This is a genomic window from Bacillus sp. FSL R5-0286 (assembly GCF_038593245.1).
Taxonomy (GTDB): domain Bacteria; phylum Bacillota; class Bacilli; order Bacillales; family Bacillaceae; genus Bacillus; species Bacillus altitudinis.
The window spans coordinates 2236689-2249826 of sequence record NZ_CP151977.1 but is presented as its reverse complement, the minus strand read 5'-3'; the positions used below and the strand labels follow the sequence as shown (position 1 = coordinate 2249826).

18 protein-coding genes are annotated in these 13138 nt (G+C 41.8%); all 18 read left to right on the top strand.

The genetic code is table 11. The features are described 5' to 3' along the window. Positions 1-9 precede the first annotated feature (9 nt). Positions 10-567 (top strand): elongation factor P, encoded by a 558-nt coding sequence (gene efp, locus NST24_RS11495; RefSeq protein ID WP_007501192.1) that lies wholly within the window; start codon positions 10-12, stop codon positions 565-567. A 375-nt stretch (positions 568-942) separates the two neighbouring features. After that, positions 943-1224, top strand: a complete 282-nt coding sequence (locus NST24_RS11490; protein WP_017367580.1) for a YqhV family protein — start codon at positions 943-945, stop codon at positions 1222-1224. Between the two features lie 66 nt (positions 1225-1290). Next, positions 1291-2214 carry a stage III sporulation protein AA gene (spoIIIAA, locus tag NST24_RS11485; RefSeq protein WP_342461791.1) on the top strand — a complete coding sequence of 308 codons (924 nt, stop codon included), beginning with the start codon at positions 1291-1293 and terminating at the stop codon, positions 2212-2214. Beyond that, entirely contained in the window at positions 2208-2723 is a 516-nt protein-coding gene (gene spoIIIAB, locus NST24_RS11480; RefSeq protein ID WP_007501189.1) for a stage III sporulation protein SpoIIIAB, read from the top strand. Before spoIIIAA ends, spoIIIAB begins: the two co-directional genes overlap by 7 nt. 19 nt (positions 2724-2742) lie before the next feature. Continuing rightward, complete coding sequence (spoIIIAC, locus tag NST24_RS11475) at positions 2743-2949, top strand: stage III sporulation protein AC (protein ID WP_003153142.1); 207 nt, start codon at positions 2743-2745, stop codon at positions 2947-2949. Beyond that, positions 2946-3359, top strand: coding sequence for a stage III sporulation protein AD (gene spoIIIAD / locus NST24_RS11470; protein ID WP_087978339.1), 414 nt, complete (start codon positions 2946-2948; stop codon positions 3357-3359). The genes spoIIIAC and spoIIIAD overlap by 4 nt, the downstream gene beginning before the upstream one ends. Positions 3360-3423: 64 nt before the next feature. Continuing rightward, the gene (gene spoIIIAE, locus NST24_RS11465) at positions 3424-4572 is read left to right on the top strand and encodes a stage III sporulation protein AE (protein WP_342462632.1); all 1149 of its coding nucleotides are present in this window, start codon (positions 3424-3426) and stop codon (positions 4570-4572) included. A gap of 14 nt (positions 4573-4586) precedes the next feature. Further along, positions 4587-5219: a stage III sporulation protein AF gene (gene spoIIIAF / locus NST24_RS11460; RefSeq protein WP_024718859.1), complete on the top strand. Its 633-nt coding sequence runs from the start codon at positions 4587-4589 to the stop codon at positions 5217-5219. After that, positions 5212-5883: a stage III sporulation protein AG gene (gene spoIIIAG / locus NST24_RS11455; protein ID WP_342461790.1), complete on the top strand. Its 672-nt coding sequence runs from the start codon at positions 5212-5214 to the stop codon at positions 5881-5883. The genes spoIIIAF and spoIIIAG overlap by 8 nt, the downstream gene beginning before the upstream one ends. Further along, positions 5883-6515 (top strand): SpoIIIAH-like family protein, encoded by a 633-nt coding sequence (locus NST24_RS11450; RefSeq protein WP_173408461.1) that lies wholly within the window; start codon positions 5883-5885, stop codon positions 6513-6515. Before spoIIIAG ends, NST24_RS11450 begins: the two co-directional genes overlap by 1 nt. Positions 6516-6709: 194 nt before the next feature. Beyond that, positions 6710-7192: an acetyl-CoA carboxylase biotin carboxyl carrier protein gene (gene accB, locus NST24_RS11445; protein WP_096881613.1), complete on the top strand. Its 483-nt coding sequence runs from the start codon at positions 6710-6712 to the stop codon at positions 7190-7192. Positions 7193-7203: 11 nt separating this feature from the next. Then, a complete protein-coding gene (gene accC, locus NST24_RS11440) occupies positions 7204-8553 on the top strand; it encodes an acetyl-CoA carboxylase biotin carboxylase subunit (protein ID WP_024718863.1) in 1350 nt (449 codons plus the stop codon). Positions 8554-8578: 25 nt separating this feature from the next. Then, entirely contained in the window at positions 8579-8986 is a 408-nt protein-coding gene (locus NST24_RS11435) for an Asp23/Gls24 family envelope stress response protein (protein WP_017357965.1), read from the top strand. Positions 8987-9195: 209 nt separating this feature from the next. After that, positions 9196-9591: a transcription antitermination factor NusB gene (gene nusB / locus NST24_RS11430; protein WP_012010530.1), complete on the top strand. Its 396-nt coding sequence runs from the start codon at positions 9196-9198 to the stop codon at positions 9589-9591. Between the two features lie 11 nt (positions 9592-9602). Then, positions 9603-10454, top strand: a complete 852-nt coding sequence (gene folD / locus NST24_RS11425) for a bifunctional methylenetetrahydrofolate dehydrogenase/methenyltetrahydrofolate cyclohydrolase FolD (protein ID WP_007501171.1) — start codon at positions 9603-9605, stop codon at positions 10452-10454. 70 nt (positions 10455-10524) lie between these two features. Further along, positions 10525-11883 carry an exodeoxyribonuclease VII large subunit gene (gene xseA / locus NST24_RS11420; RefSeq protein WP_144679362.1) on the top strand — a complete coding sequence of 453 codons (1359 nt, stop codon included), beginning with the start codon at positions 10525-10527 and terminating at the stop codon, positions 11881-11883. After that, positions 11867-12127 (top strand): exodeoxyribonuclease VII small subunit, encoded by a 261-nt coding sequence (locus tag NST24_RS11415; RefSeq protein WP_003215880.1) that lies wholly within the window; start codon positions 11867-11869, stop codon positions 12125-12127. The genes xseA and NST24_RS11415 overlap by 17 nt, the downstream gene beginning before the upstream one ends. Beyond that, positions 12117-13007, top strand: coding sequence for a polyprenyl synthetase family protein (locus tag NST24_RS11410; protein WP_041091760.1), 891 nt, complete (start codon positions 12117-12119; stop codon positions 13005-13007). The genes NST24_RS11415 and NST24_RS11410 overlap by 11 nt, the downstream gene beginning before the upstream one ends. Positions 13008-13138 lie beyond the last annotated feature (131 nt).

Sequence of the window (13138 nt, the reverse complement as noted above, 5' to 3'; positions counted from 1 at the left end):
GATGACAAAATGATTTCAGTAAACGATTTTCGTACAGGCCTGACAATTGAAGTGGACGGCGGTATTTGGCGTGTAGTGGATTTCCAACATGTAAAACCAGGAAAAGGCGCAGCGTTTGTCCGTTCGAAACTGCGTAACCTGCGTACAGGTGCGATTCAAGAGAAAACATTCCGTGCAGGTGAAAAAGTAGCGAAAGCTCAAATTGAAACAAAAACAATGCAGTATTTATATGCAAATGGCGATCAGCATGTATTCATGGATACAAGCTCATACGAACAACTTGAACTAAGCGAAGCGCAAATCAAAGATGAGCTGAAATATTTGCTTGAAAATATGTCGGTTCAAATCGTCATGTACGGTGATGAAACACTTGGAGTAGAACTTCCAAACACTGTAGAACTAGAAGTAGTAGAAACAGAGCCTGGTATTAAAGGTGATACGACATCAGGTGGATCAAAACCTGCAAAAACAGAAACTGGTTTAATCGTGAACGTTCCTTTCTTTGTGAACCAAGGTGATAAACTAGTGATCAATACATCTGACGGTTCATACGTTTCAAGAGCGTAATGAACGGAGAGAGACTGTAAACCTCGTGTTTACAGTCTCAGCGTGTAGGCAAACCCTCGCATTCTTTGTCAGTCCTGCGTGCTGGTGCTCACGAATGTCAAATTCGCTCCGCGCCAGTACTCGTTCTTCCTAGACTGCAAAGGTTTTCTATCACGCTGAAAAGAAGACAAAGGGATAAAATCAAGTTCATTTTATCCCTTTGTCAACTATCTGAGACTGTAAACTTCGTGTTTACAGTCTTTTTTTATTTGAAAAATAGGACGCCTCGTTATGACACCCCTTACTCTATTCTCTCATCCATCTCTCTTCCTTTTGAAAAACAAGACTACTTCTAGCTAGTGAAGCATATAGTGTAAAAAAAGCTGGAGGTTCTATATGAAACAATTTCTCCCGGGTATACACCCATCAGTCGCTGCCATGGCTGGGATGAGGTTTTTATCTGCCGCGATTGAACTGACGGCCGCCATCCTCATTTTAGTGACAAATGATGTGCGTAAAGCGGTTGTCATCAATAGTATATTAGCGATCATTGGGCCGCTCATTTTTATTATCACGATGACGATTGGAATCTACCAAATTGCAGGGCAGTTATCCTATGCGAAGCTTGTGTTTATTTTCATTGGTGTCGTATTTATACTTGTTGGAATTTATAAGTGAAATGGCTTGGCATAATTAACGGCATGCATCATACATTTTAGAGAAGAAAAAAAGGAGGGGAATTCGTTGCGGAGTTTGTTGGATATTCTCCCGCACTCAATTGGACAAGAACTCAGCATGTTAAAAGAAGCAGAGTGGGCGCAAATAGAAGAAATCCGCATTCGCACCGATCGCCCAATTGAGCTGATGCAAGGAGGAAAACCCCGCTTTCTTTCCTATCATACAACAGGTGAAGATGCGGCTCAGTTATTAGGAAGGCTCAGTAATTACAGTATGTACACACTGGAGGAAGAGTTAAAACAGGGCTATATCACCATATCTGGCGGACATCGGGTTGGGCTTGCTGGAAAGGTCATCGTCGAAAATGGATTCGTCAAAGGCTTAAGAGATATTTCTTCATTTAATATTCGCATCGCAAAAGAGAAGATCGGAATTGCTCTGCCGTTTCTCACTTATTTATATGAAAAACATTGGTGTAACACACTGATTATAGGTCCGCCGCAAACCGGGAAAACGACTTTGCTGCGTGATCTAGCACGTCTTGTCAGTACAGGAACAACAGCCATTTCTCCTAGAAAAACAGGGATTGTAGATGAACGCTCTGAAATCGCAGGTTGTATAAGAGGAGTGCCGCAGCATTCTTTTGGGCACCGGATTGATGTACTTGATGCGTGCCCAAAGGCTGAAGGGTTAATGATGATGATCAGATCCATGAGCCCAGAAGTCATCATTGTCGATGAAATCGGAAAAAGTGAAGATGTACAGGCACTGTTAGAAGCAATCCATGCGGGAGTCACCATTATCGTCTCAGCTCATGGGTATTCTCTTGAAGACTTATCTAAACGGCCATCATTTGAACCGTTATGGCAGCTTCGTGTGTTTGATCGATATGTGGAATTAAATAGAGAAAAAGGGCCTGGCACGATCGGACGGATATTTGACCAAGAGGGACAAGAGCTGAAGCGGAAGCGGGGAGTGGACGTATGTTAAAGCTTATTGGTGCTATTTTCATTGTTGCGGCTACGACATGGGGAGGATTCGAGTTTGCGAAGCGGTACAGTGATCGGCCAAAGCAAATCCGCCAGCTCCGGTTTGCACTCCAATCTCTTGAAGCTGAAATTATGTATGGTCAAACACCTTTAGCTAGAGCCGCTGACCAAATTGCGTCCCAAGTAGGACCGCCTGTGAATCGGCTATTTGAACAATTTGCAGAAAAACTCAACGTCGGAACCTTTTCTGCGAGGCATGCATGGAATGAAAGTCTAGAGGATGTATGGAAAAAAACCGTATTAAAAAAAGGCGAATATGAGGCGCTGAAGCACTTTGGAGAAACCCTTGGTCAGCATGATGTGACGGCTCAGCAAAAATATATCAAGCTAGCTTTAGGCCATTTGGAATCAGAGGAAAAAGAAGCTGAAGTTGCCCAAGCGAAAAATGAAAAAATGGTGAGAAGTCTTGGTTTTCTAAGTGGGTTACTACTGATTCTGTTATTGATGTGAGAGGAAGGGAGTCGAGAGCATGGGCGTTGATGTAAACGTCATTTTCCAAATTGCGGGAGTGGGTATCGTCGTGGCTTTTCTCCATACGATTTTAGATCAAATGGGGAAAAAAGAGTACGCACAGTGGGTCACACTGCTTGGATTTATCTACATTTTATTTATGGTTGCTACCATTGTGGATGATTTGTTTAAGAAGATTAAAGCCGTATTTCTATTTCAAGGATAGGGGAGGGCTTACAAATCGAAATTATTCAAATTGTTGGACTTGGTTTAATCGCTACTTTTCTAGCATTAATCGTCAAAGAACAAAAGCCAACCTTCGCCTTTATGCTTGTTGTGTTTACTGGGTGTGTCATTTTCCTTTATTTAATCGATCAAATCTATGCCATTATCTCCATGATTGAAAAAATTGCAGCAAGTGCAGGCGTCAATATGAAATACGTGGAAACCATTTTGAAAATCATTGGCATTGCCTATATTGCAGAATTTGGTGCCCAGCTCACAAAGGATGCGGGACAAGGCGCCATCGCTTCAAAAATAGAGCTTGGCGGCAAGATTCTTATTTTGGTCATGGCGGTACCGATTTTAACGGTCATCATTGAGACGATCCTAGGTATGATCCCGTCCATGACTTGATGGAAAAGAGGTGATGATGATGAAACGGGTGACAGCTGTGCTAGGGCTTATGATGTTCTTTTGGATGATTGTTCCGTATGCAGGTGCAGAAGAAAGTGTGCCTTTATCAAGTGAAGAACCGGTCGCAGAAGAAGTTGCGGGTGGACAGGCTGATGCCTTAGAACTTCATTCTATCAGTGATTTTTGGGAAACGATATTGGGCGAGTATGGCGGCTTTCTGCCTGAAAGTCAAAAAGGTACAGTGAAGGAAATGATCGATGGCGATAAAGAGCTGTCTCCCCAAACGTGGCTGAAGGCTTTTGTTCATTATCTGTTTCATGAGCTGATTGCCAATGGAAAGCTCTTAGGCACACTTATATTACTCACCATCTTTTGTTCGCTTTTACAGCTTTTGCAAAATGCGTTTGAACAAAGCACTGTTAGTAAAGTTGCATACGCTCTTGTTTATATGGTGCTTATTATTATTGCATTAAACAGTTTTCATGTTGCGATCTCTTATGCAACAGAAGCCATTCAAACGATGACTAGTTTTATTCTTGCTCTTATTCCTCTTTTATTAGCACTTATTGCCTCATCAGGCGGGCTTGTCTCAGCCGGATTCTTTCATCCTGTGATTTTGTTTTTAATGAACACGAGCGGTGTTTTTATTCAATATGTCGTTCTTCCGCTCATCTTTTTATCAGCGATCTTGAGCATAGTCAGTACATTGACCGAACAATACAAAGTGACCCAGCTTGCCCAGCTGTTAAGAAATGTCGCCATTGGCGGGCTCGCTGTTTTTTTAACTGTATTCCTCGGCGTCATTTCTGTACAGGGGGCATCTGCTGCTATCACTGATGGAATCGCTCTTCGTACAGCCAAGTTTATTACCGGAAATTTCATCCCTGTCCTTGGCAGAATGTTTACTGATGCGACAGATACCGTTATCAGCGCCTCTGTGCTGCTGAAAAATACGGTTGGCCTTGTAGGCGTCGCCATTTTGATTTCAATTGCGGCTTTCCCAGCGATTAAAGTGCTGTCGCTCGCTCTGATTTATAAACTGGCCGCTGCGATTCTTCAGCCATTAGGGGGCGGGCCGATTATTAGCTGCCTTGATGTCATTTCAAAAAGTGTTCTTTATATATTTGCTGCATTAGCTGTTGTATCGCTTATGTTCTTTTTAAGCATTACCGTTATCATCACAGCTGGCAACCTCACCATGATGATGAAGTAAGGAGGGGACACCATTTGAGTTTTCTCACAGAATGGATCACAAGTATTATCCTATTTATTTTATTTGCGATTGTGATTGATCTTTTGCTTCCCAATTCAAGCATGCAGAAGTATGCAAAAATGGTCGTCAGCTTATTGTTAATTGTCGTGATGCTCAATCCGATCTTTGCGTTATTCCGGGCAGATCCGGACCAAATTTTCTCAGAAATCATGAAAGGGAAGGACCAAGCGCAATCAGAAGAAATAAAAAATCAGATGAATTTAGAAAAAAAAGAAATACAAGCTTCACAGCGTGCATATATTTTAAAGCAAATGGCTGTCCAACTAGAAAAAAGCGCAAAGGAGCCACTGGAGAAGGAGAGCTATGAAATGAAACACGTAGAAGTGTTGGCAGATGAGGAGCACCTTGATCAGAATATGGAGGCAGATCAATTTCGCATCAAAGCAGTCCTTGTCCCGCTCACAGGTGATGCTGTAGAAACGGTGGCAAAGGTCGACATTGATCTCTCCAGGCAAAAGGAGGAAAGCGCCGAGACGTCAGCAAAAGAGATGGCTAGGGTGAAAGAGACGCTTGCAGATGTTTGGAATACACGGCCTGAACACATTGCGCTCAACATTGAGGGAGGTGACGCAGCAGATCATGAATAACAAGGACTGGAGACAAAAACTGAAATCAATGTTCCAAGCACCTGAAAAAGGTGAAGGGAAACCAAAATTAACGAAGCACCATTACTTACTGCTTGTCTTCATCATCGGCGTGTCATTCATGTTAGTCAGTCAAATTTTGTCACCGCCATCAAGCAAACAAGAGGCTGCTGTTCCTGCGTCTAAAAAAACATCCTCAGAAGAGCAGGCGGTGTTCAAACCATCCTCTTCAGGTAAGTCAAACAACTCGATAGAGGATGTTGAACAAGAATACGAAAATCAGCTGAAAGAGATTTTAGAAACGATCATTGGTGTTGAGGATGTATCCATCGTGGTAAATGTAGACGCAACTTCTTTAAAAGTGTTTGAAAAAAACAAATCCAATAAAAGCACTACGACCGAGGAAACAGACAAAGAAGGCGGCGTGCGAAGTGTCACGGATCAAACAAAAGAAGAAGAGGTTGTCATTATTAAAAGTGGCAATGAAGAAACACCTGTTGTTGTCCAAACGAAAAAGCCAGACATTCGAGGTGTCCTCGTTGTTGCTCAAGGAGTAGACAACGTTCAAATAAAGAAAACCATCATTGAAGCGGTTACACGAGTGCTTGATGTACCGAGCCATAGAGTGGCTGTTGCCCCTAAAAAAATCAAGGAGGATTCGGAATGATGTTAAAAAAACAAACGGTTTGGCTATTAACGATGCTAAGTTTAGTTGTCGTATTAAGTGTGTACTATATCATGTCCCCACAAGGTGAGAATGCTGTGACAGTAGAAGATACAAAATCAAAAGGAATGGAAGAGAAAAAGACTGAGCCAGAAAAAGGGACTGATAAAGGAACCGAAAAGAACGCAGAAGAGAAATCAACTGACAAAGAAACCAATGCGAAACAAGAAGATGTTGAAACAAGTGGAGAAGAAGGAAAGGCTGTATCAGAGCAGACCGACGATGAACTTTTCACAACCTACAGACTTGAACTGGAAGATAAGCGCAGCAAGCAGCGTGAAGAGTATAACGAAATCGTGTCTAGCGATGATGCAACAGCGCAAGAAAAAAGTGAAGCTTATGATCAAATGACAGCGCTTAGTGAGGCAGAAGGAACAGAGCGTCAGCTGGAGACATTGATCAAAACAAAAGGATATAAAGATGCGCTCGTCAGTGCAGAAGGAGATAAAGTGAACATCACGGTTCGTTCTGATAAAAAATCAAAGTCCCAAGCAGCAGATATTATTGATTTGGTCACAAAAGAAATGAGAGGGCTTGATAACGTAGCCGTCACTTTTGAGCCATCGAATCAATAAAAAATGCACAAGCGCCCTTTTCTGAAAAGGGCGTTTTTTCATGCGGGTTGACGCCCTTTTTCAGGTGCTTGCGCGAGGTGTCTCATCACATTAATAGTTGAATTCAACGAAATCCTCCTGTAAGATGGTTATAGTATGTACTTTTAGTACTAGCCTATAAAAAAAGATAAATCCATACATAGGGGTGCAAATCCATGTTAAAAATTGAAGAGATTCATGAACTAATTAAATTAATTGACGAATCAACAATTGATGAATTTACGTACGAAAATGAAGGCGCAAAAATCAAGTTAAAGAAAAATAAAGAAGTCATTCAGCAAGTTGCGGCACAAGCACCAGTGGCTCCTGTCCAAGCAGCTCCAGCTCAACAAGCTCCTAAAGCACAAGCTCCAGCTCAGACCGAAGCCCCTGCACAAGAGGGAGCCGCGTCTGAAAACCTGCATAAAATCACATCCCCAATGGTTGGCACATTTTACGCTTCTTCTTCACCAGAAGCAGATCCATATGTGACAACAGGTTCTAAAGTGAAGGAAAACTCAGTTGTATGTATCGTTGAAGCGATGAAACTGTTTAATGAAATCGAAGCAGAAGTAAAAGGCGAAATCGTCGAAGTATTAGCTGAAAACGGTCAGCTTGTAGAATTCGGACAACCCCTCTTTCTAGTGAAAGCAGAGTAAGGAGTACGATCATGATTAAAAAGCTATTAATTGCAAACAGAGGAGAAATCGCAGTTAGAATCATCCGTGCTTGTAAAGAGCTTGGAATTGAAACAGTTGCGGTATTTTCTGAAGCGGATCGTGATGCGCTGCATGTTCAAATGGCTGATGAAGCATATTGCATCGGACCGACTGCTTCAAAAGATAGTTATTTAAATGTGACAAATATTGTCAGTGTCGCAAAACTAACAGGTACAGATGCCATCCATCCAGGATATGGTTTCCTTGCTGAAAATGCAGACTTTGCAGAGCTTTGCGAGGAATGTAATGTCATCTTTGTTGGACCAACTGCGTCAGCAATTTCCAAAATGGGAACGAAAGATGTGGCAAGAGAAACAATGAAGCAAGCTGGAGTTCCAATTGTCCCTGGTTCTCAAGGAATTGTAAAAGATCTTGATGATGCTGTTTCAACAGCAGCTAGTATTGGGTATCCTGTCATTATTAAAGCAACTGCAGGCGGTGGTGGTAAAGGTATCCGTGTGGCTCGCACAGAAGAAGAGCTCATTAACGGTGTCACCATTACGCAGCAGGAAGCAGCACAAAACTTCGGGAACCCAGGTGTCTATTTGGAGAAATTCATTGAAGACTTTAGACACGTTGAAATTCAAGTCCTTGCTGATCAGCATGGGAATACCATTCACTTAGGTGAACGTGATTGTTCTATCCAAAGAAGAATGCAAAAGCTTCTGGAAGAAACGCCATCACCTGCACTAAATGCAGATATTCGTGAGCAAATGGGTGAAGCTGCCGTAAAAGCAGCCGAAGCTGTTGAATACACAGGTGCCGGAACGGTTGAATTCATTTACGATTATAATGAAGAGAAGTTTTACTTCATGGAAATGAATACACGTATCCAAGTAGAGCATCCTGTAACGGAAATGGTCACTGGTGTTGATTTGATCAAAGAACAGATCAAAGTAGCTTCAGGTGAAAAGCTTTCCCTTACGCAAGAGGATGTCGTATACGAAGGCTGGGCGATTGAATGTCGTATTAATGCAGAGAACCCTGAGAAAAACTTCATGCCTTCTGCTGGTGAAATTAAAATGTACCTTCCGCCAGGCGGTTTAGGAGTACGTATTGATTCTGCCGCTTATCCTGGTTATGTGATTCCGCCATATTACGATAGTATGATTGCGAAAGTGATCACATATGGTAAAACGAGAGAAGAAGCAATTGCAAGAATGAAACGTGCGCTTCAAGAATTCGTCATTGAAGGAGTCTACACAACGATTCCATTCCACCTCAGATTACTAGAGCACGAAACATTTGTGAGCGGTAATTTTAATACGAAGTTTTTAGAAACGTATCAAATTATGAAATAATAACAGCTTTCGGAGGTGAATGATCGTGTCAGAAAACAATTTGCTTGAAATGAACCTTGATGAAGATCAATTGGGAAAAGTGCAAATTGCGCCAGAAGTGATTGAAGTCATTGCTGGGATCGCTGCATCAGAGGTCGAAGGAATTGCGGAAATGCGCGGCAACTTCGCTGCTGATGTGGCAGAACGCTTTGGGAAGAAAAATCACCGTAAAGGTGTGAAAGTAGATGTCTCTGATGAAGGCATCACAATTGATGTGTATTGTGTGGTTGAATTTGGCCTATCCATTCCAAAGGTATCCACTGCTGTTCAAGAAAATATCCGTCAAACCCTTTTAAACATGACGGCCTTAACGATTAATGAAATTAACATTCATGTCGTTGGCATTCAATTTGATACAAAAACAGCTGAAGCTGAAGTTGATCAAGAAATGTAAAAAGGGTTGAAGTGAAACCAAGGAGGCATTGCCTCTTTGGTTTTTTAAAGCCCATTTTTGGGAAAATTCCACATGATGATTACGTCACGCATGGAGTGATTCGTTTTTCGTCACAGCTCGCATGGATCTTGGTGCGACTGCGGTCAAAATATGTTATGATCTCTGTATGGCTTAACGACAAGCGGATAAAGTGGTTAAAGGAGTAAATAATGAAAAGAAGAACTGCAAGAGAAAAGGCGCTACAAACATTATTTCAAATTGATGTCAGCAATATTGATCCGAAAGAGGCCATTACACATGCGCTGGATGAACAAGAATCAGATCCTTTTTTCGAGGAACTGGTTTTCGGTGTGCTCGAACAAAAGGACAAGCTCGATGACATGATTTCACAGCATCTTGTGAATTGGAAACTTGATCGTATTGCGAACGTAGACAGAGCCATTTTAAGGCTGTCTGTGTACGAAATGGTATATCAAGAAGATATCCCGGTGAGTGTTTCAATGAATGAAGCCATTGAACTGGCTAAATTGTTCGGTGACGATAAGGCGCCGAAATTTGTAAATGGTGTACTTTCAAACATTAAAAACGACCTAAAGCAGCAATAGGAGGATTCGACATGACAGCAACAATCATCGATGGGAAAGAAACAGCAAAAGAAAAGCGTGAACAATTAGCAAAAGAAGTAGAAGAGCTAAAACAAAAAGGAGTCACACCTGGTCTTGCCGTTATTCTAATCGGTGATGATCCGGCTTCACTTTCTTACGTACGCGGGAAGAAAAAAGCAGCAGAAGCCATGGGCATGCATTTCCAGCTTGATCATTTAGATGCTTCTTTAACAGAAGAGGAATTGCTAAAGATGATTGATCAGTACAATGCGAATGATCAATTCCACGGAATTCTTGTTCAGCTTCCACTGCCAAAACATATTTCTGAAAAAGCCGTCATTGAACGAATTTCACCAGAGAAAGACGTAGATGGTTTTCATCCGCTGAATATCGGGAAAATGCTACTTGGGGAAGACACATTCCTCCCTTGCACACCAGCAGGTATTGTTGAATTATTGAACAAAACAGGTGTGGATCTCTCTGGCAAAGAAGTGGTCGTTGTAGGACGAAGCAATATCGTCGGCAAACCAGTTGGACAATTGCTATTAAACGAAAATGCAACTGTCACCTACTGTCATTCAAGAACGGCGAACATTTCAGAACATACGTTAAAAGCGGACATTTTAGTTGTTGCCGTCGGTCGAGCAAACTTTATTAAAGCTGACCAAATTAAAGAAGGCGCTATTGTCATTGATGTAGGAGTCAATCGTCTAGAAACAGGGAAACTTGTAGGGGACGTTGACTTTGAAGCAGCAAAAGAAAAAGCTTCTTACATCACACCAGTCCCTGGCGGAGTGGGTCCAATGACAATTACGATGCTTGCACACAATACGGTTAAATCAGCAAAACGTACATTATCATAAGCTTGATCCATTCATCCACCTGCGTGCTGCCGGTGGATGAATGTGCGTTTTTGAAGAGGAGGAATACGTCATGAGTGAAAAAGCCTTTGTGACGGTCACAGCCCTTACAAAATACATAAAAAGAAAATTTGATGTTGACCCTCATTTAGAAGATATTTGGATCAAAGGTGAGTTATCAAATGTGAAGATTCATTCAAGAGGTCATGTTTATTTCACCTTAAAGGACGAAAATGCACGTATGCAAGCTGTTATGTTCCAGCGCTCCGCGTCCAAGCTACCTTTTTCACCAAAGAGCGGAATGAAAGTGTTCGTACGTGGCGGAATTCAAGTCTACGAACCGAGCGGAAGCTATCAATTATATGCAAAAGAAATGCAGCCTGATGGTGTTGGTGCTCTTCATCTTGCCTATGAAGAGCTGAAGAAGAAACTAGCAAGAGAAGGCTTATTTGATGAGCGCTATAAAAAAACAATTCCTGAATATCCAGAGGTTGTTGGTGTCATTACATCCCCAACAGGAGCAGCTGTTCGAGATGTCATTACCACGATCAATCGGCGCTATCAGCAGGGCAAGATCATTGTGCTCCCGGCATTAGTCCAAGGAGAAAATGCTCCTCGTTCGATTGTGGAACGGATTAAAGAAGCCAATGAAAAACAGCTTTGTGATGTCTTGATTGTCGGGAGAGGCGGAGGATCGATTGAAGAACTTTGGGCCTTTAATGAAGAAGCAGTCGCAAGAGCGATCTTCGCATCAGACATTCCAATCATTTCTGCAGTTGGGCACGAAACAGACTTTACCATTAGTGATTTCACTGCAGACATGAGAGCACCCACACCAACAGGAGCAGCAGAACTAGCTGTTCCAAGCACCGCTGATTTAATTGAACGAATCAAATCAATCGACATTCGGTTAACAAGAGCAGTAAAAAATCGAACGTCACAAGCAAAAGACCGTCTTGTGGCACTTCAATCGTCTTATGCTTTCCGTTTTCCAAAACGATTACAAGAGCAAAAAGAGCAGCAATTCGATATGGTATTTGATCGTTTTCAAAAACAGCTGACAAGACAAATGGAACAAAAACGCAGTCAACTTGACCGCCAAACTTATAGACTGAAGCCGCTTCATCCAAAAGAGCAGCTGCTTCAGGCGAAAAAACGTCATGCCAATGAAACAGAACAGCTTATTCGGAGCATGAATGTGCAAATGAAAACAATTCATTCGCAGTTCCAATCGGTTCTTGGTAAACTAAATGCATTAAATCCGCTTCAAGTCATGGAAAGAGGCTATAGTTTAGCTTATAAAGAAGATGAGCTCATTAAAAGTGTGAATCAAGTAGAAACGAAGGATCAACTGACGATTACAATGAAGGATGGACGTCTGATTTGTGAGGTTATTGAGAAGGAGGGCAATCATCATGACAGAATCAAATAAACAAAAAGAAGAACAAATGACATTTGAAGAGGCCATGAAAGGACTTGAAGAGATTGTGGGAAAGCTCGAAGAAGGCGATGTACCGCTAGAACAAGCTATCCACTATTTCCAAGAGGGTATGACGCTCTCAAAACTTTGCCATGAAAAATTACAGCATGTTGAAAAGCAAATGGATTTCATTTTAAAAGAGGACGGTGAACTGGCTCCTTTTTCTGTGAAGGAGGCAGATGCTGGTGACAAGTAACTTAAACGAATTTTTAACAACACGAAAACAAGCAATTGAAGACTATTTATTTACATATGTGCAGGAATTGTCTATTCCAGAAGAGCTGAAATCTTCTATGCTTTATTCTCTAAAAGCTGGCGGGAAAAGACTGCGTCCTGTGCTTGTTCTTGCTCTTTTAAATGCGTATGGAAAAAGGGAAGAAGAGGGTATACCAGTAGGCTGTGCAGTGGAAATGATTCATACATATTCCTTGATACACGATGATCTTCCTTGTATGGACGATGATGATCTGCGCCGAGGAAAGCCGACCAACCATAAAGTATACGGCGAGGCAACAGCCGTTCTTGCAGGTGATGCGCTGCTCACTGAAAGCTTCCGTCTGATTACATCGCAATTATCTGACGATGTACCTGCTGATCAAAAGCTTAGAATCATCGATGAACTTGTTACATCAGCAGGTGCACTCGGAATGGTTGGCGGGCAATTTGATGATATGGAAGCAGAACAGAAACAAATCCCTCTTTCTGAATTAGAATCGATTCATGCCCGCAAAACAGGAAAGCTACTCACCTTTAGTGTGGTTGCAGGTGCGATACTGGCAGGTGCATCTGATGATGAGATCGAAAAGCTGAGAGAATTCAGCTATCATATTGGCATTGCTTTTCAAATCCGTGACGATATTTTAGATCTTGAAGGCAGCGAAGAGAAAATAGGAAAGCGGATCGGCTCCGATACAGCAAATGAAAAGTCGACATATCCTTCTTTATTAACGCTTTCAGGAGCAAAAGAAAAGCTGGATGAACATATCACTCGTGCGAAAGAAATTGTCTCAAATCTTGAGTTGGAGCAAAACTTGCTGCATGATTTATGCGATCTGATTGCCTCACGAGATCACTAAAAACAGCCTAGATTTGAGGGTCCTCGAGCAATTGTGGTAAACTGTAAACAGTTTATCATGATGAGACAACTCTTATTCCTGAATTGGTTTTCATAGGAATAAGGCATTATATATGTAGATAGAAATTTTGT